Origin of the sequence: Paraburkholderia fungorum, from assembly GCF_046027215.1 — a bacterium.
GTDB lineage: Bacteria > Pseudomonadota > Gammaproteobacteria > Burkholderiales > Burkholderiaceae > Paraburkholderia > Paraburkholderia fungorum_D.
This window is the reverse complement of record NZ_JAQQEN010000003.1, coordinates 65,988-89,867: the sequence shown is the minus strand read 5'-3', so window position 1 is coordinate 89,867 and position 23,880 is coordinate 65,988. Positions and strand designations below refer to the sequence as shown.

The 23,880-nt window shown below is 60.7% G+C and carries 24 protein-coding genes and 1 pseudogene; 13 read left to right on the top strand and 12 right to left on the bottom strand.

Annotated elements, in window-relative coordinates:
- Positions 1-21 precede the first annotated feature (21 nt).
- Positions 22-459, bottom strand: coding sequence for a response regulator (locus PQR27_RS36210; RefSeq protein WP_408528489.1), 438 nt, complete (start codon positions 457-459; stop codon positions 22-24).
- Positions 460-1,035: 576 nt separating this feature from the next.
- On the opposite strand from PQR27_RS36210, the gene PQR27_RS36205 reads away from it, so the two are divergent.
- Positions 1,036-1,371 (top strand): response regulator, encoded by a 336-nt coding sequence (locus PQR27_RS36205; RefSeq protein WP_408528488.1) that lies wholly within the window; start codon positions 1,036-1,038, stop codon positions 1,369-1,371.
- Between the two features lie 166 nt (positions 1,372-1,537).
- Here the strand turns inward: PQR27_RS36205 and PQR27_RS36200 are convergent, their stop codons facing one another.
- The 3 genes from PQR27_RS36200 to PQR27_RS36190 all read right to left on the bottom strand — a co-directional run bounded on the left by PQR27_RS36200 (position 1,538) and on the right by PQR27_RS36190 (position 2,712).
- On the bottom strand, positions 1,538-1,705 hold the full coding sequence (locus tag PQR27_RS36200; RefSeq protein WP_408528487.1) for a DUF2934 domain-containing protein: 168 nt from the start codon (positions 1,703-1,705) through the stop codon (positions 1,538-1,540).
- Positions 1,706-1,768: 63 nt separating this feature from the next.
- On the bottom strand, positions 1,769-2,044 hold the full coding sequence (locus tag PQR27_RS36195; RefSeq protein ID WP_408528486.1) for a GlsB/YeaQ/YmgE family stress response membrane protein: 276 nt from the start codon (positions 2,042-2,044) through the stop codon (positions 1,769-1,771).
- Positions 2,045-2,217: 173 nt separating this feature from the next.
- Positions 2,218-2,712, bottom strand: coding sequence for a YciE/YciF ferroxidase family protein (locus tag PQR27_RS36190; protein ID WP_408528485.1), 495 nt, complete (start codon positions 2,710-2,712; stop codon positions 2,218-2,220).
- A 424-nt stretch (positions 2,713-3,136) separates the two neighbouring features.
- Here PQR27_RS36190 and PQR27_RS36185 point away from each other — a divergent pair, with 424 nt between their 5' ends.
- From PQR27_RS36185 to PQR27_RS36170, 4 genes are all read left to right on the top strand, one after another.
- The gene (locus PQR27_RS36185) at positions 3,137-4,222 is read left to right on the top strand and encodes a zinc-dependent alcohol dehydrogenase (protein WP_408528484.1); all 1,086 of its coding nucleotides are present in this window, start codon (positions 3,137-3,139) and stop codon (positions 4,220-4,222) included.
- A 135-nt stretch (positions 4,223-4,357) separates the two neighbouring features.
- Positions 4,358-5,275: a YihY/virulence factor BrkB family protein gene (locus PQR27_RS36180; RefSeq protein ID WP_408528483.1), complete on the top strand. Its 918-nt coding sequence runs from the start codon at positions 4,358-4,360 to the stop codon at positions 5,273-5,275.
- Between the two features lie 598 nt (positions 5,276-5,873).
- A complete protein-coding gene (phaP, locus tag PQR27_RS36175) occupies positions 5,874-6,389 on the top strand; it encodes a phasin family protein (RefSeq protein WP_408528482.1) in 516 nt (171 codons plus the stop codon).
- Positions 6,390-6,675: 286 nt separating this feature from the next.
- On the top strand, positions 6,676-7,203 hold the full coding sequence (locus tag PQR27_RS36170; RefSeq protein WP_408528481.1) for a response regulator: 528 nt from the start codon (positions 6,676-6,678) through the stop codon (positions 7,201-7,203).
- Between the two features lie 221 nt (positions 7,204-7,424).
- Here the strand turns inward: PQR27_RS36170 and PQR27_RS36165 are convergent, their stop codons facing one another.
- Entirely contained in the window at positions 7,425-8,363 is a 939-nt protein-coding gene (locus tag PQR27_RS36165; protein ID WP_408528480.1) for a hypothetical protein, read from the bottom strand.
- Between the two features lie 228 nt (positions 8,364-8,591).
- Here PQR27_RS36165 and PQR27_RS36160 point away from each other — a divergent pair, with 228 nt between their 5' ends.
- Positions 8,592-10,340, top strand: coding sequence for a RecQ family ATP-dependent DNA helicase (locus tag PQR27_RS36160; protein ID WP_408528479.1), 1,749 nt, complete (start codon positions 8,592-8,594; stop codon positions 10,338-10,340).
- Between the two features lie 157 nt (positions 10,341-10,497).
- Here the strand turns inward: PQR27_RS36160 and PQR27_RS36155 are convergent, their stop codons facing one another.
- From PQR27_RS36155 to PQR27_RS36145, 3 genes are all read right to left on the bottom strand, one after another.
- Complete coding sequence (locus PQR27_RS36155; protein ID WP_408528478.1) at positions 10,498-10,806, bottom strand: hypothetical protein; 309 nt, start codon at positions 10,804-10,806, stop codon at positions 10,498-10,500.
- Positions 10,803-11,177 carry a phage holin family protein gene (locus tag PQR27_RS36150; protein WP_408528477.1) on the bottom strand — a complete coding sequence of 125 codons (375 nt, stop codon included), beginning with the start codon at positions 11,175-11,177 and terminating at the stop codon, positions 10,803-10,805. Before PQR27_RS36150 ends, PQR27_RS36155 begins: the two co-directional genes overlap by 4 nt.
- A 106-nt stretch (positions 11,178-11,283) precedes the next feature.
- The gene (locus PQR27_RS36145; protein ID WP_408528476.1) at positions 11,284-11,580 is read right to left on the bottom strand and encodes a CsbD family protein; all 297 of its coding nucleotides are present in this window, start codon (positions 11,578-11,580) and stop codon (positions 11,284-11,286) included.
- A gap of 454 nt (positions 11,581-12,034) precedes the next feature.
- On the opposite strand from PQR27_RS36145, the gene PQR27_RS36140 reads away from it, so the two are divergent.
- Together PQR27_RS36140 and PQR27_RS36135 are read left to right on the top strand one after the other, a co-directional pair.
- Positions 12,035-12,907: a manganese catalase family protein gene (locus PQR27_RS36140; RefSeq protein ID WP_408528475.1), complete on the top strand. Its 873-nt coding sequence runs from the start codon at positions 12,035-12,037 to the stop codon at positions 12,905-12,907.
- 125 nt (positions 12,908-13,032) lie between these two features.
- Positions 13,033-13,734, top strand: coding sequence for a glycosyltransferase family 2 protein (locus PQR27_RS36135; protein WP_408528474.1), 702 nt, complete (start codon positions 13,033-13,035; stop codon positions 13,732-13,734).
- A gap of 169 nt (positions 13,735-13,903) precedes the next feature.
- On the opposite strand, the gene PQR27_RS36130 is transcribed toward PQR27_RS36135, so the two are convergent.
- From PQR27_RS36130 to PQR27_RS36120, 3 genes are all read right to left on the bottom strand, one after another.
- Positions 13,904-14,083: a hypothetical protein gene (locus tag PQR27_RS36130; protein WP_408528473.1), complete on the bottom strand. Its 180-nt coding sequence runs from the start codon at positions 14,081-14,083 to the stop codon at positions 13,904-13,906.
- Between the two features lie 526 nt (positions 14,084-14,609).
- The gene (locus tag PQR27_RS36125) at positions 14,610-16,529 is read right to left on the bottom strand and encodes a hybrid sensor histidine kinase/response regulator (RefSeq protein ID WP_408528472.1); all 1,920 of its coding nucleotides are present in this window, start codon (positions 16,527-16,529) and stop codon (positions 14,610-14,612) included.
- Between the two features lie 123 nt (positions 16,530-16,652).
- The gene (locus tag PQR27_RS36120) at positions 16,653-17,036 is read right to left on the bottom strand and encodes a hypothetical protein (protein ID WP_408528471.1); all 384 of its coding nucleotides are present in this window, start codon (positions 17,034-17,036) and stop codon (positions 16,653-16,655) included.
- Positions 17,037-17,283: 247 nt separating this feature from the next.
- On the opposite strand from PQR27_RS36120, the gene PQR27_RS36115 reads away from it, so the two are divergent.
- The 4 genes and pseudogenes from PQR27_RS36115 to PQR27_RS36100 all read left to right on the top strand — a co-directional run bounded on the left by PQR27_RS36115 (position 17,284) and on the right by PQR27_RS36100 (position 20,700).
- Complete coding sequence (locus tag PQR27_RS36115) at positions 17,284-17,736, top strand: Hsp20/alpha crystallin family protein (protein ID WP_408528470.1); 453 nt, start codon at positions 17,284-17,286, stop codon at positions 17,734-17,736.
- A 24-nt stretch (positions 17,737-17,760) separates the two neighbouring features.
- Positions 17,761-18,168 (top strand): Hsp20/alpha crystallin family protein, encoded by a 408-nt coding sequence (locus PQR27_RS36110; RefSeq protein ID WP_408528469.1) that lies wholly within the window; start codon positions 17,761-17,763, stop codon positions 18,166-18,168.
- 375 nt (positions 18,169-18,543) lie between these two features.
- Positions 18,544-19,023, top strand: a pseudogene (locus tag PQR27_RS36105) (Hsp20/alpha crystallin family protein).
- Between the two features lie 873 nt (positions 19,024-19,896).
- Positions 19,897-20,700, top strand: a complete 804-nt coding sequence (locus tag PQR27_RS36100) for an SHOCT domain-containing protein (protein WP_408528468.1) — start codon at positions 19,897-19,899, stop codon at positions 20,698-20,700.
- A gap of 347 nt (positions 20,701-21,047) precedes the next feature.
- On the opposite strand, the gene PQR27_RS36095 is transcribed toward PQR27_RS36100, so the two are convergent.
- Positions 21,048-21,995, bottom strand: a complete 948-nt coding sequence (locus tag PQR27_RS36095; protein ID WP_408528467.1) for a LysR family transcriptional regulator — start codon at positions 21,993-21,995, stop codon at positions 21,048-21,050.
- Positions 21,996-22,099: 104 nt separating this feature from the next.
- On the opposite strand from PQR27_RS36095, the gene PQR27_RS36090 reads away from it, so the two are divergent.
- The gene (locus PQR27_RS36090) at positions 22,100-23,812 is read left to right on the top strand and encodes an FAD-dependent monooxygenase (protein WP_408528466.1); all 1,713 of its coding nucleotides are present in this window, start codon (positions 22,100-22,102) and stop codon (positions 23,810-23,812) included.
- Positions 23,813-23,880 lie beyond the last annotated feature (68 nt).

Below are 23,880 nucleotides of genomic sequence, written 5' to 3'. Positions count from 1 at the left end.
TTCCGCAGACCTCGGCGGACCTCAGGATATAAATGCCGAAGATACCGGCTGCCACCGCGACACTGCCCGGTCGGAACACATTGGGCGAAGCGTTTCACGCAAAGGTCGCGATAACAGCAACAATCCCACAGTGGACTCAAACGCTTCAAGGTCTATGGGTTTGAGAAAGAACGCACTCCAGAGGGCTGGCTTCTGGTGAGGCTGCGTCTGCGCCGAAACCATGATTACCGGTATTGCCGCAAGGGCTGGATATAACTTGAGCTGCCGGCACAAATCGACGCCGTCCATCTCCGGCATGCTGCAATCCGTGACAATAAGGTCCGGGACGCTTCTTCCAGCCTGTTCCAGCGCGGCCTTGCCGTCTCCCGACAAGAGGACCCGATATCCGCGCCATTCCAAAGCCATGCTCAAAGCGGCCAGAATGTCTGGTTCGTTATCTACTAGAAGGATGGTCGGCATTGAGAACGTCCGGAGCAGTTAATCACCCGGGCGCAACAACCATACCGTGACGCGAAGGCTGAAGTTTCTAGACGCAAGTCCGTCAACGCCGATCTCGATGCCCGGCGACGACAGGTGAATCCGCGCTGAGCTTGGGCTTGGGCCGACCGTTTCACCGTGGACGTGTGGACAGGCCGCCACCTATCCATAACCGGATATGCCCTTGTAGCAACCGCGGCACGCGGATTCTGGGCGGAGCGCTTAGGCGGCGAACGGCACGGCAATCAACTGCGTGCAAATTAAAGCCGCATTACTCGTCAGATGCTGGCGACAGAGTTGCGCGGTTCCGTCAACGTTTAACGCCGTTGCGTCGCACAAATTGTGAACGAGCGGCACCGGTTCTGTGCTGCAGCAGTACGCCCCGTTCGCCGCTTGGTTGTCGTCGGCGAACGGCGAAACGGTGCACTGAAGAGCGATGAACTCTCGGATCAAGAGAGCGTCGGCACTTCATCGCATGTGCTGGGTCCGAGCAAACCGAGGAATGGCAACCAGAAGCTAAGGCTCTTTCCGTCCGCGTTTCCTGTCAGGCGTGCGACGATGAGCAAATTCGGACTTGTTGGGTTCATTGCCATGGCTGTTCGCAAGAAGGTTTTGCTTGTCGATGACGCGCTTGATGCCGTCGAGGCGATGTCATTGCTACTTGAGCTGGAAGGATACGAGGTGCGCGTTGCTGTTGGCGGTACCGAGGCACTAAGAATAGTCGAAACGTTCTTGCCGGACGTCGCGCTCATTGACGAAAAGATGCCGGAAATGAGCGGGCGCGAGCTTGCGGGAATCCTTCGTGGAAATTCCGCGCTAGGTCGAATGAGGACGGTTGCGTTGAGCGGCTTTGGTCAAGAGGACGATGTTCAAGGGTCGAAATGCAGGCTTTGATTTGCATCTGACCACGCCGGTTTCTGTCGATTAGATTATCAGGGCAATTGAGAACAGATAGGCTGCCTGCTCATATACGCTTGGGCGTTCCAGCTCCGGTAGGCGAGCGTCAGCGGAACTGGGCCGCCGAACACTCGCGCTGAGCCATTGACAGGAAATTTACTACTCAAGTCGTGCTGCCGTCTGAGTTCGGCTCCGCCGTCAAACTGTCCGCGCCTAGCTGCTGTCGCGCCTTCTCCCAATATTCTTCGGAACGCCCGTCCGGACTTCCATCCTTCTCCCAAAGATAGAACGCGAGCGTACGAATCTGGTCCTCGGTAACTGGCATATCCATTTCAATCTCCAGAAAAACCGTCAAGTGGTCAGGGCCTTGCTACGGGTCGATCATGTACCGGCGTCAGAGTGAACGCGCGCTACCGCCGCTGAATAGGCGCAGGATAGCGAGCAGGATGACGGCACCGATCAGAGCTGTAATCAGCGACCCGATGATGCCGCTGCCTAGGTGCAATCCGGGAACTCCACCGAGCCATCCTCCGATGAATGCGCCAACAATCCCCACGAGGATATCGACAAGAATTCCGAAGCCGCCACCATCGACAATGCGACCAGCCAAAGCGCCGGCGATGCCGCCAATAATTAGCCAGAAAATGATTCCATGCGAGACCGGGTCCATTCCCTTCTCCAAGGGCCGCCCCGCTGGCGGCCAACAAGATATCGGTTTTGAGACTGTTGATTGCACCGTCGGCACCGACTGCGTCGCAGTGCAATCAACAGATTTCGTGGCAGATACGAATCAGGTGCACTATGACAAAGGCGGCGCTGGCCGCCGCCGGGCGACGAGTCGGCCTACTTGCCCAAGGCCTCTGCCGCCACCTTTTCCTCAGCGAGCAGAGAAAGCTTGTCATCGGTAGCCTTTTCTTCCTTCAGCGTTTCAGCCAGCAGCTTGACAGCAACCGTTTCACCGAGCTGTTTGGCCAGCGCTATCAACGAGCCGTACGATGCAATTTCGTAGTGCTCCACTTTCTGCGCTGCTGCGATGAGGGCCGTGTCGAGAACCGGGCCTTTCTCGATTTCGTCTATCTGCTCCTGGCCTTCTTCGACCAGACCCTCCATGGCAACGCACTTGATGCGCTTGAGTTTGATTCCGCTGGCTTCGACGACCTGGTCAATTCTTTCAATCTGGCCTTGCGTTTCTTCCAGGTGCGTCTCGAATGCCGACCGGAGGTCAAGACCGGTCGCCGCCCGCGCCATCTTGGGAAGTGACTTCGTCATCTGCTTTTCGGCACTATAAATGTCAGATAGCGAATGAATGAACAGATCCTTCAGGGTCTTGGTAGCCATAGTTCCTCCTTGAGTCGGTCGGGGCCCCGCAGCATCCAGCAAGCGCGGCGTACCGGACTCCGCGCAACCAGCATGCCACGGCGGCCCGACGATAACTCCGCGGTTGAAAGCTCGCGCACTTGCAACGCATACCGCCCTTCAGCCGTCGCGGAGTACTAAGGGAATCGCTCCCTGGAGCCGCGGCCCCCGACTCTGGCAGAGGGGAAAGGTGAAGACCGGCGAGATTTAAGGCCTACCGGTATCAGCATCTTCCGCCATCCGAAACTAGTCCGGCCCAGGTCCGGGACGCTTGTTGAAGTCCTCCCCGGTGTGCGGCACGGTGTTTGCGCACTCGCAGTGCCGACACCGATGCGCCGGTGCGCACGCGACGACATGCAAGGCATGTTATACGAAGCCTTGGCCCTCCCTGACGACGGAGCGAGAGATGAAAGCCCTATGCTGGCATGGCAAGAAAGACATCCGGTACGACACCGTCACGGATCCGACGATCGAGCATCCGCGCGACGCGGTAATTAAAGTCTCCAGTTGCGCGATCTGCGGCTCCGACCTCCATCTGTTTGACGGCTTCATGCCGACCATGGAGTCGGGCGACGTGATGGGCCACGAGTTCATGGGCGAGGTTGTCGAAGTCGGAGCTGATAACAGAAAGCTGAAAGTCGGGGACCGGGTGGTGGTGCCGTTCACCATTGCATGCGGTGAATGCGACCAGTGCAAGCGCGGATTTTTCTCGGTGTGTGAGCGATCGAACCGCAACAAGGAGAAGGCTGACAAGGTGTTCGGCCACTCTACGGCAGGCTTGTTCGGCTACTCGCATCTGACGGACGAACAGGTCCTGTTCCTCGGGGACATCTTCCCGACCGGATGGCAGGCTGCGGTGCAATGCGATATCCAGCCAACGGACACGGTCGCGATCTGGGGCGCCGGGCCAGTGGGCCAGTTTGCTATCCGCAGTGCCAATTTGCTTGGCGCAAAACAGGTCGTGGTGATTGACCGTGTGCCGGAGCGGCTAGCGATGGCAGGTGGGGCAGGTGCGATCACGATCAACTTCGAGGACGAGAGTGTCGTCGAGCGGCTGAATGAACTGACCCAAGGCAAGGGACCGGAAAAGTGCATAGACGCGGTCGGAATGGAGTCTCACGCGACTCGCTCAATCGACGCGATGTACGATCGGGTGAAGCAGGCTGTGATGCTTGAAACCGACCGGCCGCATGTGTTGCGCGAAATGATTTACGTCTGCAGGCCGGCGGGAACGCTGTCGATTCCCGGCGTCTATGGCGGCCTGATCGACAAGATCCCGTTCGGCGCGGCGATGAACAAGGGACTTACTTTTAGAATGGGCCAAACCCACGTCAATCGCTGGACCGACGACCTGCTCCAACGCATCGTGGAAGGTCAGATCGATCCGTCATTTGTAATCACCCACACCGTGCCTCTCGAAAAGGGCCCTGATATGTGCAAGGTGTTCCGCGACAAGGAAGACGGTTGCATCAAGGTGGTATTGAAGCCTTGACAACGTGGCGCTGCGGCGGCTTATGGCCCAGCTTCCTCCCGAGCCCGGGGTTGTGTCATCGCCCCATGCGTCCCTGTGCGTCAGATGTCGGGCCGTGATTGCCTGTCGACGTGTGTGGACGTTGGGAGACCGATTGTGAATGAGTCGAACCGGATCCAGGCGGCCCAGCGAGGCCCCATTGCCAACCTGGCAGGTGTAGTGACCAGGGCGGTCAGGCAGTTTTTTGCGGACCGATGCACAACGCTATCCGCCAGCATCGGGTTTTATTCAGCATTTTCATTGGCACCTACGTTGCTGATCGTCCTCACCGTCGCCGGCTGGTTTTTCGGTGAGACGGCAGCCCGTGGCAAACTTTTCGCGCAGGTGCACGACATCCTGGGCAACGACGCCGCAGGCGCGATGCAAGCCGTGATCGGCAACGCGCACCGTGCAAGCGGAGGCGGCCTGGCAGCGGTGCTTTCGACGCTGCTGCTGGCGATCGGCGCGTTTGCGACATTTAGCTCGCTAAACACCGCCCTCGACGTGGTCTTCGCGGCAAAGCCGAGGGCAGGGGTAGCCGGCTTTGCCCTGCTGGTGCGTGCGCGGCTTATCTCATTCGGGCTGGTCCTCGGAGTGGGATTTCTGCTGGTCGTTTCGCTAGTCCTCGACACGGCGATCACCTATATCGGGCATCAGGTGTTTGGCGACTCGCCATTGGTGATTGCCGCTCAGGTCGCACAAACCGTCTTCGGCGTCGTTGTGTTGTCCGCTGCCTTTACTGCGATGTTGCGCTGGCTGCCGGACGCCCATGTCCCGTTTCGCCATGCAATGACAGGCGCAATTGTTTCCTCCGTCCTCTTCACGGTGGGGCGGCGACTTTTCGGACTTTATCTCGCGCACGCCGGCACGGCAAACTCGTTTGGCGCGGCCGGCTCGCTTGCCGTGCTGATGATGTGGCTTTATTTCTCCGCAGCGGTTTTCCTGCTCGGTGCGGAGATCACCGCGGCCATGGATAGCGAGCGTCAGAAGCCGGCCGAAAAATCGGCAGTCGTTGGAGAACCCCGCCGCCGGTGACCTTACGTTGTCCGAGAGAAGAACGACCACGAGACACAGAGGCCTCAGTCGGCTGATATTCCCGTCGGTGCCACATCGAGGCAAAAAAAGACGGCTCGCGTGAGCGAGCGGCACGCAAAGCCCATTCAGGCCCCGAGCCTTGGGACGTTCTGGCACGCGCAAGGGTTATGCCGCGGCGATGGCTGCCAGGGCCAACCGAATGTGCATAACGGCGTCTGCTGCGATGAGCGATGAGAGCACCCTCATTCGCATTGCGGCAGGAATCCCCCAGGATCCGCGCAGACAGTTGACCCTTCGGGCACGACGCATGCGGAAGTCGGAGGCGCAGGGTTATCTCTTGCGTTCCAGCGCACATCACACCAGAGCAGTCACTCTTGCGCAACTAAGAGCGACCCGGACGCCGGTGCCTGCCTGGGCGCCGGTCAGGATGCAGCAGTATCGAAGTGAAAGCGCTAGCAGTAGCAATCAAGGTCGGCGGCAGCTCAATGCCGGCGACGGAGAGACCTGTTCGGTCTTAGCGCAGTGCGAGTGGCGCGAGCAGGTCGTCTCCAGCATGCGGTACCCAACGCTGTGTGCGCCTCACCACAACGGAGCCTTTATGTACCCCGAAACCATGACCCCGTTCTCCCCGCGTCGATATGAAACGGCAGTCGAAGCGGCTTTCGCCTGCACTAATGAGGTCTTTGCCGGAATTGAGAGGGTTGTCGAATTGAACGTCCAGACGGTTAAAACCTCACTGTCCGAGCAGCAGGCGTTGGGCGACGCGGCGCTTTCTGCCCAATCCGTCAGCGAAGTAATCGATCTTCAGTCACAGCAGTTCCCAGCCGCGCTCACGAAGACATTTGTATACTGGCGGCATGTGGAAGACATCGCTGTTCAAACGCGAAATGGGCTCTTCTCGGCAATGCAGGAGCACTTCGGAAGTTCGCTTCAGACGTTCGCGGAGATATTCGACGTCGCGTCGTCCGGTGGATTCGTCGCTCAGGAGCGGATCGCCAGATCGGGTCTGCTTGTTATGACGGAACCAGCCGTCGCCGCCGCTGAGGAGGTGGCGATCGTGGACCGTTCCGGCAAAGTGATTTGTTCGGACGATGTCCGGGGCGACTTGCACTAGGATTGCATCGACGCGGCCGCCGACGGACGTGCCGCGCACGATTCCGTCGGCGTTGGACGCGTGAGGCTTGGGGCGTGCTAAGGCGCCAGTTCTCAAGTCCCACGCTGTCCAATGAAGAACCGGCAGCTGCCATGCGCTCCAGCACGGCCTGCGGAGCAGTCAGGTCGCTCCGCAAACTGGTTATTCACTTAGGTCGAGTTGCGGGCGGATCGGGGTGTGGGAACGGTCGTTGCGGTCACCGTTGGCAGCAGTTCGATGTCAACGCTACACCAGCGAGAGAAAACCCATGACCCCGAATTTCGAAAGCCAGGAACACCCGGATGATTCGACCGGAAGTCAGTGCGGGCGCTATCAAAACGGAGCGCCTGTCCGCGTGCTTGTCGTCGACGATTCGCGACCGTCGGCAGACGCTCTGAGCGCATACCTGCAAGCAGGCGGCATGAGCGTGCGCACCGTCTACCATGGGTCGGACGCCCTGCGGGAAGCGAGGGCGTGGATACCTGATTGCATTGTTCTGGATGTCGCCATGCCCGGCCTATCCGGCATCGGTGTTGCAGCGGCGCTGCGGAGAATCGAGGCGACTGAAATGATTCCCCTTCTGGCATTCACCGCGTTCGATACCGCCGACTACATCCGTGAAATGAAGGAGGTTGGTTTTGACGCCGTGTGCCGCAAGCCTGCTGAACTAAGCCAGCTCGAAGGCATGATCCTCAAGCTGCTCGGCCAGAACGCAGTCGATGGTTTTCAGATCGTAGCATCCACCGCGGAGCTTGGGCCGCCCGATCCGGGCCCGGACACGGTTGATCGACATTAGCGTAGAGTCAAAACGGACGCGACGTTCTCAATTGCGGGGCCCGTTACGACCTTTTCGACAATCAGCGCCGTCGACCGGCAGTATGCCCCGACGGTCGACGGCAAGACGGCGCCTAATGCCAGAACAGCGCGATCAGAATAATGATGGGAATGGGTACTCCGAGCATATAAAGAAGAATTGAGCGCATAAACACCTCCTTCGGTAATGAATTGAAGTTTCAATCAGAGTTGGCGTACGCGGCCGCCATGAGTTGCCATCAGACTCGCAGAGAATGCGCCCATCAGAAGCGAGAGGAATAACCATAACGATGCGCCGATTGCGACTTTGCGCGCCTTGTCGGCGGCATCTTTAGCGGCAGCATCGAGGGCAGCGATTTTCTGCAGCAGGCGCGTGTAGGTGGTCACCGCACGAGTTCGTGCTGCTTCCGGCGTAAGGCCAGTATGCTGCGCGACAAGCTGGCTTAAATAGGCAGTATCTTCCGGCGACAATTGATCGCCGGTCGCTGCGCTGTTAAGGAATATCCGCGCCGTTTCCGCGCGGGCCGTCGTCTCGTTGCGGTTTTCTGGGGTGGCGGGTGCGGCGAGTGACGAACCGGCGGGCATCCGGAACAACGAATCGACGAAATAACCGAGCGGCCACGTGTTCGTAGCGGCCTGTGCATTGCCGCGTTGCATCGTCTCCATCGTCACGGAGCCGCCTGCCGCGGCAGTTGTCGCGGCGGTCTGCGCGCCGGCGCGCACAACGCCCGACGCGGCCGATGTCAGTATGGCAGCCGTGAAGAGCGTCGCCACGGCCCAACTGAGGAAACCATGAGCCGTGTCGCGGAAGTGGATTTCGTCGGTATCGACTGCCAGCCAGCGGCTGCGTAGTCGTCCCGTCAGATAGCCGCCTAATCCTGATGTGAGTATCGAGGTGACACATACCCACACCACGGCGGCAAAGCCGAATGCTTTTGCATTCGACGGCCCCGATGACCATGGCGAGATCGAGGTCAAGCCGAGGCCGGTGCCCAAGGTCAGCAGGATGAGTGCGAACGCGGCCGTGCCGATGCCGCCGGCGGACACGGCTCCCCATGAGACCGCGGCCTCGTGTTGCCGGATTAACAGCGCAGGATCTTTCGCGGCCGGCGGATAGTCCGCTGGATCTATCGTGTGGTTCATTGACAGCCTCCATGACCTTGTCGATACCGGCATCGTCCATATGCCGAAGCGTTCGGCATCGCTGCGATGCCGTTCGGGATAAATCGTTTGCGTGGGACGCATTTTTTGTGCCGCTCCGGTTCCGTTTTCCAACTCCGCGTCCTGGCCGTCCGCTGGTAGGCATAGGGTTTGCTCGATGAAGCGGGGAAGCCGCAGCTTTCACTGTGGTCCGACCGGAATTAAGAACATATGACGCTAGAGCAGCGGCTTCGCAGCATGCGCAAGACGATGCGTGAGATGTTCGGCATTGCCCGATTACGCGCCGGCCAGGAAGACATCATTCGCAGCGTGCTTGAAAGGCGCGACACGCTTGCAACGATGCCGACCGGCGCCGGCAAATCGCTCTGTTACCAGTTGCCGGCGTTACATCTCGACGGCACGACGCTCGTCGTATCGCCGCTCATCGCCTTGATGAAGGATCAGGCCGACAAGCTGCTGGCGGCGGGCGTCGACTGCACGGTAGTGAACAGCACGTTGCGCAGCCGCGACGAACGGGAGGCGTTGCAACGCATTCTGGATGGTGAGAGCGGCATCGTCTTCGTCACGCCGGAGCGGCTGGCGCAGCCCGCATTCATGAAGGTGTTGCGCGCGGGTGCCGGACATAGCGTGGGTCTGGTGGTGGTCGACGAAGCGCATTGCGTGTCGCAATGGGGCCATGACTTCCGGCCGGCGTTTCTCGAGATTGCCAGCGCCGTCAAGGCGCTCGGCCAACCGCCGGTGCTCGCGCTCACCGCTACCGCGACTCCACCTGTGCTGGACGACATCACGCGGTCATTGGGGCTGCGCGATCCGCGCGTGGTCCGTACCGGGACGTTGCGGGAAAACTTACGTTATCGCGTCGTGCAGGTGAGCGTTGGGGGTGGCAAAAATGACGCCGAGCGGGCCGCGCAGGCCAAGCGCGAACAGTTGCGCGAAGTGATCGCGTCGATCACGGGGACGGGCATCATCTACACAGCGACGGTACGCGATGCAGACGAGATTTACGCCTGGCTCGCAGAAGCGGGCGAGTCCGTGTCGCGTTATCACGGCAAGCTGGCGCCGGGCGCGCGCGAAGCCGCTCAGGAAGCATTCATGTCGGGAGCGACTAGGTTGATGGTGGCCACCAACGCTTTCGGCATGGGTATCGACAAATCCGATATCCGCTTCGTCGTCCATTACCAGATGCCGGGCAGCCTTGACGCCTACTACCAGGAAACTGGCCGCGCGGGCCGCGACGGGCAACCTGCCGATTGCGTGCCGCTATTCGATCTGAACGACCGGCGCATCCAGCAGTTCTTTCTCGCCGGCAGGTACCCGAGCGTCGAACTGGCGCGGCGTTTGTACGATGCGCTCGCGGCACGCTGTAAAGGAGCGCCGGAAGGTGTCACGCTCGCGGAGCTGAAGGACGCATTGCCCGAGGTGGGCGGCGGCAAGTTGGAGGTTGCGCTCGGCATGTTGGTCGATGCCCGTATCGCGGGCCGCGACCGTCACCGGCGTTATCGAGTGCGGGCACGTAACGGCGCGCAGGATGGCGTGCATGATGCAGTGGCGAAAGCCGCCGCTCAATTCGAAGCAATGAGCGTCCACGACAAGGAAACGCTGCAACAGATGATCGACTACGCGCAGACCGGCCAATGCCGTTGGCGCGCGATACTCGCGTACTACGGCGATACGCCGTCGATGCAGCGCTGCGGCGTATGCGACAACTGCGTGAGTCCACCGCGCATTGTGCCGGCGGAGCAGTCGACCGACGCGGACGACACCTTGCGCGACGCGGACGCATCGAACCCATCGTCGATGCCGCATCCATGGTCACCGGGCGACGCGGTACGCGTCCCGAGGTTTGGGGCAGGAGAGGTGGCTTTGGCGAACGGCGAGCAGGTCGCAATCGTGTTTCCCGACGGTAGAACGCGGACCTTCATGTCGAGCTATGTAAAGGCGGCCCGCCGTGCGGTCTAGCTCGCCTGTGTGGCGATTGCCATGAGGAAAAGTCCAGCGCCGACGTTGTTGGCAGTTTATTCTGCAGTCCTGTTCGCATTCGCCGGCTCCGCGTTCGCGCAAGGGGCAGGGGGAACGGGCGGACAGGGCGGTCCCACTATGGCTACGCCGCAACTGCTCATACAGCCTTGTGGATTGCTTTCCGCACGGTGCCGCCTAGCCACGCGGCGATCCCCGAACGGCTGGCGATTCCTATTGTCCGGCTAGGTCCGAGGACGATCGCGCTAACGCAAAGCGCCAGCAGCAGCGTAACGCGCGGTGCGTCTGCCAGCGAAGCGATGAGGCCGGCTGCGGGAGACCGCATCTGTCCATGTACAGCCGGGACCGATGGTGGAGTGCTGTTCGCTGCGAGCAGCGCTGCGCGTGATGCCGCCATCCGCAGCAGGATGGCGGTCTCGGTTTCATCGTCGCCAGGTGCGCGGTTCATTTAAGCGCCTCCTTTAAGGTGTCGAGATCGCTCCGGATCTCCCCCTGCAGAATATGAAACGATCGCGCTGGTTTCTGGGAGCGAACGATTAGCACGCAGACAACAGACACAACAAGCCACATCCCGGCGACACCCCAAACCACGGGAAGAAAATAAGGCGTCCCCCAAGCCGTTGCGATAATCGCGATGCACACAAACGAGAGCGTGAAAAGGCCAGCGACGGCCAGGGCAACTAGTGCACTTAACTCACGGACCAGACATTTCCTGGTTTCCTCGAGTTCGACACCGAGGAGCTCACCATAATCGGTGGCCCGCGCGATGCAGAATCTGCCCACGTTTCGCCACTTCGTGGCTTTTAAACGCATTGACATTGCGGAACTCCTCAGGGCTGGCGTGCCGCGGAAACGCCGTGGCGATCGTCCGCGTGCTTGTCGACTGCACCTCTTCGCTCTCGTGGAAGGCAAGACGCGAATCGCCTTATTCGCGATCTCTTCGATCGCCGCGGTCGTTATCGGCCCTGGAGCGATTTGCCGCGCGTAACGTGCCGAGGATGAAACCCACGCCGGCGGCAATCGCCAGCGCCGCGAACGGCCGCTCCACGGTGGACTCGCGTACCACCTCCGCAAAATCGGCATAGAGCTGCTGCGCTTTGCCACTCAGTTCCTTTGCCGTTCCGCTAACTTGCGCACCGGCATTGCCGAGCAGATCCCCTGCGGCTTGCTGCACGTCGCCGGCGATTTCTCGTAGTGTTCCTTCTCCTTTCGTCGATTCCATTGTGTGCTCCTCAATTGGGTGCGATCAGCCGCACGGGAAAAATGCGGCGCCGTAAAGTCGAGAACCACGCTTCTGTGCAAAGCGCGGACTCGGCCGGGTGGTGCTGTGCCAAACGTTGCGCAAAACCTGGGCCCAACCCGACAATCCATTGAGCCGCTTATAGGACGTGCAGGGCGCACGCAGTCGACTCCCGTTTCACACCTTGCCTCCTTCGGTGAACAGGCACAAGTCATGCGGGACTTCGGCTGGCACTGTCTGCCATGCGCGGCAATATCGCCGTGCACATGCCAGAGCTTCTGCTCTGAGAGCCGGGCGCCCAGGTATGGGTTGGACGCGATCCCGTGATTGCGTCGCTGTCCGGTTTGACCCACGGTCGCAAACGACCCTGTCTACGCAAACGGTGCCTCGGCCCGAACGTAGGAGGTCGCATCGCGCCATGCACCGGAGAGGCACCATGTTTATTCACAACAAGCGTTTGCAGTACACCGTCAGGGTCGCCGCACCCAATCCCGGTCTTGCCAATCTGTTGCTCGAACAGTTTGGCGGCCCCCAGGGCGAATTAGGCGCCGCCTGTCGCTACTTCACGCAGGCCGTGGGCGAAGATGATCCGGGGCGCAAGGATCTGCTTTTTGATATCGCGACGGAGGAGCTGAGTCACCTCGAAATTGTCGGTTCGATTGTCGCAATGCTTAACAAGAGTGCCAAGGGTCAACTGGCAGAGGCCGTGGAAGCAGAAGCAGAACTCTATCGGTCAATGACAGGCGGAGGCAACGACTCCCATACGACCGCGTTGCTCTACGGCGGCGGCCCGGCATTGACCAATTCAGCTGGCGTGCCCTGGTGTGCCGCCTACGTTGACACGATTGGCGACCCTACTGCGGACCTGCGGTCGAATATTGCCGCTGAGGCGCGCGCCAAGATTGTCTATGAGCGGTTGATCAACGTCACTGACGATCCGGGTATCAAGGAGACGCTCGGCTTTCTGATGACACGCGAAATCGCCCATCAGAAGTCGTTCGAGAAAGCGTTGCATTCGATCCAGCCGAACTTCCCACAAGGCAAACTTCCGGGCGTGCCGGAATACACGAGCGTGTATTACAACATGTCACAGGGCGACGATGCGCCGCGTGGTCCTTGGAACGAGGGACCGGAATGGGAGTTCGTGGAGTCTCCACAACCAGCCGTAGATGGCGGCGACGGCCTCGCCACCGTCAACGTGTCGCAACGGGATGTGAAGGTGCTGCAGGCGATGGCTGCGCGCACTGCATCGGACACGTCGTCCGATCCCACGACGGGCGCTGATCTCGGTTCGGGCCAGGTGGAGTAGGCCGACGCGTGGGCTGCGGACTGCGGGCTCAACATCGTCGACGCGCACATAACGTCAACCCGTGTCCGCGCCTGGACATGCGTCAGAAATAGATTGATCTGATCGAATAAGAACAGGAGAAGACCGTGCTCGGCGTCGTTATCCCGGCCCATAATGAGGCCGCTTACATAGGCTCCTGTGTGCGGTCGGTCATCCGGGCCGCGGAGCATCCGGGCCTCGCAGGCGAAGAGGTCAAAATCTTTGTGGTGCTCGATAGCTGTACAGACGGAACTGGCGATGTCGCTACAGCACTCGATGCCAACGTTCTGCTCGTCGGGACCCGAAACGTCGGTGTTGCGCGCGCGACGGGCGCCGGGGCCGCGTTGGCTCAGGGGGCACGTTGGCTGGCATTCACGGACGCTGACACGACGGTCGCACCTGACTGGCTGGTTCAGCAGCTACGGTGCCGCGCAGACGCAGTCTGTGGCGTGATCAGTGTGGACGACTGGAGCGGTCATAGCAACGCCGTCCGCGAGAACTTCGTGGCGACGTATCGTGATGTTGACGGACACCGTCATATCCACGGTGCAAACCTGGGTGTCTCGGCAAAAGCGTACTCGCTCGTGAGGGGCTTCCAGCCCCTCGCTTCGAACGAGGACGTCGCGCTAGTGGAGGCCTTGATTGCCGCCGGTGCGACGGTTGCCTGGAGCGCCGCTCCCCGTGTGATCACCAGTGCGCGTCTGGATTCGCGAGCACCCGAGGGCTTCGGCACCGCCTTGCGCGAAGTTAGCCGCCGACTGTCGACCGCTGAGCTGATAACGGAGGCGTTGACCGACGTTGGGAAGTGAAGCCCCGCGTTCTGAAAGTCGCCCATTAACAAGCCTTCAGAGCCGCGCGCAACAGCGGCTGGGCCCGGCCCAGCCCGATACAGCGGGAGGACTTTACGCCAACGCCGCCCTCGCCCACCCTTGCCGCCTCGACCACCTAGTACAGGTTCGCCACCCCTGGAAACGAAATTTAGATTGGAATTAGTTTCCCAATTTTTGGGGAGGGCCAATACACTTCCATCACCACCGTCGCCGCCATTAAAGCCGGGACCGCTATCATGCGTCCGCCGCTCGGTTCGAGGAAAAACAATCGACCGAAGCGCGTCGCGTCTGGGGAAAATTTTGTTCCGCTGATCTGGGGCAGGGTCATGGCGCATCCTTTCTTGTCACTGCCATTGGAAGAGAGACTGAATACCGGGAGCGACTGCGTACCGCCAGGTAATTGGTCTTGCCGATCATCGCGAAGGGATCGGAATACCAACGGTCGGCGCTAAAAGCTTCCGCCGCAATCACCAAGCCGTAGTGTCTGAATTGAACCGCTCATAGTGCAAAGTTTCTGATGATAGTTGGCGGGGCGAAGGACGGCGATTGTTGCCCTGCGCGCCGAGTGTAGATATGGTGTTCTCCTGAAACATGTGGTCCACTAATTCTCGCAACGAGTGTGCCCGGGGCCCTACACCTGTCGTGGTTGCAACGGAGCGAGAGCAGGGCGGTCGGATCGCGCCGGAGGAGCAATTGCAGGCTGTACCTCGCGGGTAATGTGAATGCGGCCGTTCGCGGAAAGCGATGGTGTCGATGCTGCCGGACCGTCCGGGTCGCACGGCACCGCGCGCCCGACGCATGCCGTTTCGCGCGAACGCGTAGATCGAACTGCGAGACGAGGCAGGATTGGGTCTTTACGCGCGCATCGCTCTGGCAACGTCGGACAGACGGTACGGCTTGTGAACAAAAACGAACTCGTCTATGTCGCCGTTATCGCGCCGCAATGCGGCCATCGGGTAGGCCGACGTCAGTACGATCCTTACACCGGGGTAGCGCGCCCGCACACGCCTGGCAAGTTCGACGCCGCTCACGCCATGCGGCATCACGATGTCGCTAAACAGGATATCAATGTCCGTTCGGCTCTCCAGGATTCCCGCAGCCTGTGCTGCATCCGTTGCGGCCACCACTTCATAGCCGATGCTACGAAACAGTTCGGTGGCTCCCGAGAGCAGATCCGGATCGTCCTCGACGAGAAGTACAGTCTCGGCCGCGAAGGGCGTCAGGCCGTCGCGGGAACCTGGGGCACTTGCGCCGGCGATCGGAAGGTAAAGGTCGATGGCGGTCCCTACGCCTTCTGTGCTGGTAATCCTGACGTCGCCGCCCGACTGCGTGATAAAGCCGTAGACCTGGCTCAGGCCGAGGCCGGTACCTTTGCCCGTCTCCTTCGTTGTGTAAAACGGCTCAAACGCACGCGACGCGACTTCGGGTGACATCCCTGTTCCCGAATCAGTCACGCAAACCCGCACGTATGACCCGCCGGGCAGATTACCGATGGTCCCGGATGCCACCTCGACACATTCTGTGCTGACGATGACCGATCCCCCGTCTGGCATGGCGTCGCAGGCATTGACTACCAGATTGAGCAAAGCCGCCTCAAATCGAGGAGCGTCCACTAGCGCCGTAGTCTCGGCCCGGCTCATCGCCAGCTCAATCCTGACGGAGGAACTGCCCGCGCGTCGCAGCATGGGTTCAAAATCACGGATTAGCGCGTTCAGGTCGTGCCGTTCCGGTTTCAGCGGTTGCTGACGGGCGAACGAAAGTAGCTGCTGCGTAAGCGACGCGCCCCGTTCTATCGCGCGCTGCATGCTCTGGATCATCTTCGCATCGAGGTGGGTTCGCGATTGCGTCGACAGTACCTGCAGTCCGTTGGAAAGGACCGCGAGCAGGTTATTGAAGTCATGCGCAACGCCACCCGTCAACTGACCGATTGCCTCCATCTTTTGCGACTGGAAAAGAGCGAGATTCGCGCGTTCGATCGCAGTAGCCGCCTCCTTTCGCTCGGTGATATCGCGGGTTATTTTCGCGAACCCGACGAGCGCGCCGTCCTCATTGCGTATGGCATCGACGACCACGTGAGCCCAGAAACGCGTGCCGTCCTTGCGCACCCTCCAACCTTCGCGCTCGACACGGCCTTCTTTCGAGGCAATCGCCAGCATCGTTGCTGGCACCCCGGCGACCTGATCCTCGCCGGTGTAGAAACATGAGAAATGTCTGCCAACGATTTCCGCGCGTTCGTATCCTTTGATCCGGGTGGCACCCGCATTCCAACTGGACACCTCGCCTTCCGGGGAAAGCATGTAGATGGCGTAGTCAGTGACGCCCTGGACCAGCAGCCGGAATTGCTCTTCGCTTTTGCGCAATGCCTCCTGCGCAGCTTTCCGCTCGGTGATGTCCCGCGTGACCTTCGCGTAGCCGATCAGTTGGCCGGCGTCATTAGTTATCGGGTCAATGACGACGTGAGCCCAGAAACGCGTGCCGTCCTTTCTGACGCGCCAACCTTCCGCCTCGAATTTGCCCGCCTCGGCGGCCATGCGCAAGACGCGGTCTGGAAGCCCCGCCTGCCGGTCCGCATCGGTGTAAAACAGCGAAAAATGCTGGCCGATTACCTCCTTGGCCAGATAGCCCTTGAAACGCTCGGCGCCCGTGTTCCAGCTTACGATGGTCCCGCGCGGATCGAGCATGTAGATCGCGTAGTCCCTGACACTTGTAACAAGAAGCTCAAGGCGCTGGGCGTCGCTCAATTTCGCGAGGTCCGATGCGTTGTCAGGTCTCATGGTGTCGAACTCCAGGTCGGAATCGCGAAATTGTATCGGTGTTAAGTCCCAGGCCGAGAATTAGCCGGCAATCGATCTGCTTCGCGGAGACCGCCCCTGCCGCTCAGCACCATCGCCTGACGGTCACTGGATTGGCGGTACAACGCCCAGTTTCTCGGCCAGCATGCGCTCATACACGCCGAAGTGCAGGTCAACTTCCTCCTGCCTTACCGTCGTCACGATGATGTTCACCTGCTCCGGCAGCAGGCCGAGCACCAGCGCGATCGCCGCTTCCAGTTGCGGCGCACAAACGCTGTCTTCCACCAAGGTCGTGCCAACGGCGATATCGTAGGTCGGTTCCTGCTGGAAGACGATTTCGACCAGCCGCGCGCGCGCACTCATGTTGTTGTCGATTGCCAGCCTCACGACCTCCGCCACGCTACGCATCGTTTCAGTCGGGAAGCCTCTGCTGGAGCGCAGCCGGACGCGGTGTCTGCCCAATGTGAGCCAGTCCGTATTGAATTCCATGGTGTCCTCCGCCTGGTCGTTGGAACGCATCGCGGTTATATAGGCTGGCAGGCGGTTTTCAAGACCGGAATTTCACCATTTCCCCTTGAAATTTTCGCTGTAACGTCTATCTTGGTTTTCGCTCAGGCAGACGCGCTGGTGGTATCAGGCGCGCTGCGTGTTTCGATTTGTTTGCCAGCAGCGTGGCAGGCGGACTGGAGCGCGTAGGCCCGTTCGCCTCCATGCTGCATTTACGGAGGATACGACCATGAGTGATCTCTATTCTGGAACCGACCTGTTCAGCGAACTCGACCGCCTGCAGCGCGAGATGGCGAGCCTGTTCGGCGGCTTCCCGTCCAGCATCCGCTCCGGCCGCTCCGGCGCATTCCCGCAGGTCAACATCGGTGCGACTGACGACTCAATCGAGATCGTCGCGTTCGCGCCGGGCGTCAACACCGCTGAACTTGACGTTTCGATCGACAGGGGCGTACTGACAATCAGCGGTGAGCGCAAGCCCGCTCAGCCCGGGAGCGGTGACAAATCCCGCGACGACACCCGTATCTATTCGCAGGAACGCTTCACCGGCACATTCCGGCGTGTGATCGAACTGCCGCAGAATGCGGACCCCGACAAGGTGCAGGCCCGGTACACCAACGGCTGCCTGTCGATCACCGTCGGCAAGCGCGAAGCGTCGAAGCCGTGGGCCATCACCGTCCAGTAACGCCAGTTATTCAAGGAGCAAGCCATGAACGACAGGACACAGGTTGCTGAACGCGAGCACGAAGCGGTAGCACCACGCGCGGGCCACCAGCCGGCACGGCGGATGACGCTTACACCAGCCATTGACGTATTCGAGGACAGCCAGGGCATCACGCTGTGGGCGGACCTGCCAGGCGTCACTAAGGACAATCTCGACGTGAAGGTGCACGATGGCAATCTCTATATCGAGGCCGAAGCGGTCGTGCCGACACCCGCTGGTCTGCGGCTGCAGCACGCCGAGATCCGTGAGCCCCGTTTCGCGCGCGCGTTCTCGCTGAGCCCGGACTTTGACACATCGAAGATCGATGCAAACCTGCAGGACGGCGTGCTGAAGCTGGCGATTCCGCGTCGCGCCGAAGCGCGGCCGCGACGGATCGAGGTGCACACGAACTGAGCCCGGAAGACCAGCAACGACGACAGGAGAAAAGCCGGCGGCGGCCGAGAGGTCGCCACCGCCCGGTTCGCGGGGGCGCGGATGCAGGACATGGAGGAATGGTGGCGTGGATACACGATCAGCACCTAGGCCGTGCCGGTTCGCCAGCGGCCTGGCCGTCCCTGATGGAAATATCGCGCTGGTCAGGATCAGGCGTGAGGCGGAGCGCGACGCCCCGCGGCACGCCGTCGGGCTGACTGGAAACGATGTAGTCGCGAGCGAAGGCGCCAGGCGACGGCGGTCAATTGGGGGCGCAGTCCACGGAAGTCAGCAGAAACGTTGCAGCGGGGGCCAATGACAGACATCCGGGTCTCCTGCCGGACCATCAATCATAAGATGAATACCGACCCGAAAAAATGGAACCCTTTCAAGTTTCTCCGCGGTTTCCACGATCCATTTGCAGCCCGCGGGGCGCTCGAACGATGGTTTGGTGACTTCAGCTCATCGCATTTTCTGCCGCGCATCGACGTGGTCGACTAGGGAAAGATACTGCGCGTGACTGTCGAGTTGCCAGGCATGGAGAGGGAGGATCTGAACGTCAGCGTGGAGGATGGGGCGCTGGTGTTGCGCGGCGAGAAAAAACGGGATGTGCACAGCGAGGAAGACGGCTGCTATCGGCTTGAGCGCGCATACGAGGCCTTCACGCGCACGATCCCGATGCCGGAAGACGCCGATCCGGACCACGCTCTCGCAAAATTTGACAAAGGCGTGCTTACGTTGACCGTGCCAAAACAGGAGCCGCCCCGAGCCGCACGATCGATATTGGCTAGCGTTGGGCGGCGACGCCGCGCTTGCGAGGTGAATGAATGGGAGTAGCTCGGGTCGTTAGCTCAGCGGGTAGGGCAGCGGTTATCTGCACGTGCCGCTTCTGTAGCGGTTGGCACCTGCCGACGCTCTTGGCGCCGCCATCCGCATGTGCAGTTTGATAGTCAACGAGGTATGGCGGCGAGAGTGCAAAAAAGGAGAGATGGTGCGAGCCAATTCAGGTACGGCGTATCAGACTGATGCGTTCTCGCTAGTGGACGTTCCCATGCCAGTGCCGTGTCCAGGAGAGGATGATGGTACAGGGCCGCTACCAGATTCGCCCGCCACTACCTTACGTATGCTGCCGGACCGGAGGCGGCGGGCAGCTTGATCGGCCGGAGAGAGGGTTTCAAAAGGCAACGCATCCGGGATGGGATCGGCCTCATTGGCCGGCACCACAATGTACTCCGAGACCGCCTGACAAGGCCTGTTGAATCCGTCGCCGTCCTCAGGATAGGCCGCCTCGCCGACTTCAATTCTACGGATCGCCGCGCGCGTTATCTATGCGATGGCACACAGGGACCCGAAGCCACCTGTCGCCTCATCGAACGACTGTCCGCTCAGCAACTGATGCTGTTGAAAAAGTCGCGGACCGTCGCTTGCGCAGGGTTTTCAGGGGTCCTCGTACCCTTAGCCGATGTTCGCGAGCGGTTTGTAGGCCGATCTGAGAGGTCGATTTTTTCGCCAGCGGATTGCATACGCCGTACAGCGACTTTTTCAAACAGCATCGCAGGGTTTGAGTCGGATGACCGCCCCCCTGCCAGCCGACGCAGAGTATGCTCGTTTCGTGCGCTGGATCCCGGCTGATCGTCACAGGTCGGCTGACAGGCTCTTAATCGCCAACATTCGGGCAGTGACATGTCGAAAAACCATGAGAGCATCGCCATGCAAAAACTCACCCCCGCCGGCCAGCAATTGATCGAAGAAGTAGCCCAGCGACATGGGTTCAGCACGGATGCCGTGATGAGCATGCTGGAGTCTGTGATTCGCGGTAACGGCAGCATGGCCCAGTTCAATCACCCCGAATTTGGTGGCTCTGGCCAGTGGATGCAGGGGGGAATGACCATGGTCTCCGACATGTTCAACCACTACCTGAAGGGCCGGGTCGATGGGCTCTGTTTCGAGCTTTCCCGCCTGATCGCAAACCAGCCCGATCTTATTCGCATCGGCAGCTTCCAGTCGCAGAGCCAAGTCACTCAGCAGCAGACTGCAGCCGGCCCGGTCGGCCCGGTGAGTCTGTTTGTTCCGGCCGCCCCCGGCACCTCTGGCGACTGGTGGCCCGCTGAGTTGGGGGCGCCCAACAGCACCGGCGCGCAGAACGACATCCGCTATGCGTTCTTCGCTCACCCCCGGCGCCTGGCGATCGAAGTGAACGGCAAGGTGACGGTCTACGATACGCGCGCTCACCAGATTAGCGGCTTCTCACAGCAGCAGTCCCGCGGCGCGTCCCTCACATTTGCGAGCCAGCACGGCTTGGTTGCTGTCGCCAGCCTGCCGGTTGTCTCGGTCAGTGGGGTTCCGCAGCCGGCATCGCCGCCGGTGCAGGAGGAGCCCGTCAGCACCCAGTCGGGCGCCAGCGATGCAGACGTATTCGCCACCATCGAGAAGCTCGCCCAACTGCACGCGAAGGGGATTCTCAGCGACGAGGAGTTCGCCGCCAAGAAGGCGGAGCTGCTGAGCCGTTTGTGAGCGCACGGTTATCGCGCAGCGCAATTGGGGCACGATTTCTATTTGGTTGAAACGGGTCGATCTCAGACTACAGGATGCTGTTACTGCGCAACCGGGCGGTCTGCCCGTCTATGCAACCCTATCGAAACGCGGCTCTCAGCCACTGGGCGCAGAGTGGACGGGACGCGGTTTGAACGACCCTTTGCTGTCGGTCGAGCCGTCGAGATCGCAAGGGCAGGTATCAGTGGATGCTGTTGAAAAAGTCGCGGTGACTATGCCAAACGCAACCAGCGCCGTGGTTTAGGGGGACGAACAAGGTACGCGTTTATCCTCTGCAGAGCATAAGCGCGTACCTTGTTCATCCCCGCTCAATGCGCGTTGGGCGCAACGAGATTGGCCGCGCGGGGCGGCATCCCCGATCTGCTGCGGAAAGTTTCGCTAACGAGGCTTCTGAACCAGCGATGACCTGAGTCGTTGTGATAGCGGGCGTGCCAGAATTGCTGCACGGTCAGGTCTGGCAGCTTGATAGGCAGTTGAAACACGTCCACATTCGCCAAGCGCGAGAATAATTCAGCAAGTTCGTCAGGAACAGCGGCGACGTAGTCTGAGGTTGCCACTAGCCCGGGGACGGCGAGCAGATACGGAACGTCGACAGCGACTTTGAGCCGTGCGCCAAGTCGTCGCATTTCCTTTTCCAATAGCTGGTTCGTGATTGCCAGCGTACCCGCGACCACATGCTTGCGTTCGATGAATTCGTCGAGCGTCATCCGCACTTTCTTGCGCGTTACTCCGCCCCCGATGATACCGACCAGCGATCGCCTGAAAAGCGGCAGCTGATGCAGGTTGTCGCCGATCTTGCCGAGGTAGCCGATCGCTATATCGATCGCGCCGTCCTGCAGCGCTCCGGCCAGTTCCGGCGATGGCAACTGGATTGGCTTGAGCGTCGCGAGCGGCGCGCGCTCGCGTAACGCTGCAAGCAGGCGCGGCAGCAGCACGATCACACCCATATCGCTCATGCAGACGGAGAAAATGCGAGTCGTGGTTGCGGCATCGAACGCACGCGCGCCCCAGATCTCCCGTTGCACGAGCGACAGCACATTGGCCGCGCCTTTGATCAACTGCGCCCCGACGGGTGTCGGCGCCATTACCGGACCCGCGCGGACGAACAGATCGTCCTGAAACTGTGTCCGTAGTTTCCCTAGTGCATGGCTGACAGCAGGTTGGGTGAGTCCGAGCCGGTCAGCGGCTCGAGACACGCTCTGCTCCTCGGCGAGCGCCTGTACGACATACAGGAAATTGAGGTCTGGCGGTTGCATTTATGCACCATATTCATGATCGGTATGAAATGCATTGTATAGATTTATACAGTCATGACGATTAACTTCCGTCCACGGTACGAAAAATATAGGAGATGGAAGTGGTGGACTGCGACGTAATCATCGTGGGCGGCGGCCCGGTTGGGCTTTTTCTTGCGGCGGAACTGGGACAGCGTGGCGTGAGCGTCGAAGTGTTCGATGCTAAGCCCGGCACCAGCACTCATCCCGCGGCGAACGCGAACAGCGCGCGCACCATGGAGCACTTCCGCCGCATCGGCATCGCGTCGACCGTGCGGTCACTTGGCCTGCCGCGCGACTACGCGCCCGACGTCGCATACTTCACGTCGATCGCGGGACACGAACTGGCGCGCCTCCATCAACCTGCATCAGGCGACGCGGTCGAATGGGCGAAGACGCATTCGTTTACATGGGCTACCCCGGAACCGCCGCATCGTTGCTCTCAGCTCTACGTCGAACCGGTGCTGCTTGACGCCGCGCGCAGTCAGGCTGCCTGCCGTGTGCATTTCGCTGCACGGGTCGTCGCGTTTTCGCAGAACGACGACTACGTGACAGCCACCGTTGAATACGATGCTACCGAAGATCGCCCCGCGATGACCCGCACAGTTACCGCGAGCTATCTGATCGGCTGCGATGGTCCGCGCAGCTTCGTGCGCAAGTCGCTCGGAATTCGCTACGAAGGCGTCGCCAACGAGAAGCGCGAGTTCATGGGCGGTCAGATGGACGCGGTGTACTTTTACGCGCCGGACATCTATCGCGTGAGCCGGCATGCGCCTGCATGGCAATACTGGACTTTCACGCCACGCCAACGCTCGCTGATCATCGCGGTCGACGGGCAAGGCCACTTCATCATGAATGTGCAGACGCGCGAAGGCGAATTGCCCGATAGCGAAAAGGTGAAACACCGTATCGCCGAAGCGATCGGCGCGGACATTCCGTTTGAGGTTAAAAGCAGCTCGACGTGGACGGCCGGCTTTACGCTCGTCGCCGAGCAGTTCGCGCGAGGCCGCGTGTATCTCGCTGGCGACGCCGCGCATCTATTCACACCGACGGGCGGCCTCGGCTACAACACTGGCATCGAAGACGCGGCGAATCTGGCCTGGAAGCTCGAGGCGATGGTCAAGGGCTTCGCAGGCGCTGCGCTGGGTGCGAGCTATGAGGCGGAGCGCCGTCCGGCTGCGTTGCGCAATACCGCGTTCGCGCGCGGTTTCGCAGACAGCATTGGCCACTTACGCACGCCTACCGAAGTGCTGGATGAGGGCGCCGAGGGCGATGCTGCGCGCGAAGCCGTGGGAGCCTATCTCGCGTTCCATGCGACGTCCGAGTTTGTCATTCCCGGCGTGCAGTTGGGTACGCGCTACGAAACCTCGCCGCTCATCGAAGCAGAAGACGGGCCGTCTCCACCCGATACAGCCAATCTCTATGTGCCGTGCGCGCGCGCGGGTCACCGCGCACCGCATGCATGGCTCACCGACGGTCGTTCGCTTTACGATCGTTTCGGACAAGGCTTCACCTTGCTGTGCACAGGCGATGCGCGCGTTGGCAACGAACATGACGACGTCTTGCAACGCGCGGCGTCGGCGTTCGCACAGTTCGCGGTCGTCCACGTGAGTGACGTGAGTGTCGCGGAGTTATACAAGGCCGCGTTTGTGCTGATCCGCCCGGACCAGCACATCGCATGGCGAGGCGACGCACTCGACGCCGGGTTCGAAGCGGCAGCATTTCGCGCAACCGCTTGCGTGAGCCCGCGGCTTTCTTCGGCGCCCGCGACACGGCGAGCGGCGTTGCACACGATGTAAGCCGCTGCAATGGGCCCTTCAAACAAGGCCTCGAATCAACACCTGAACAGATTCGCACGACAGAGGCG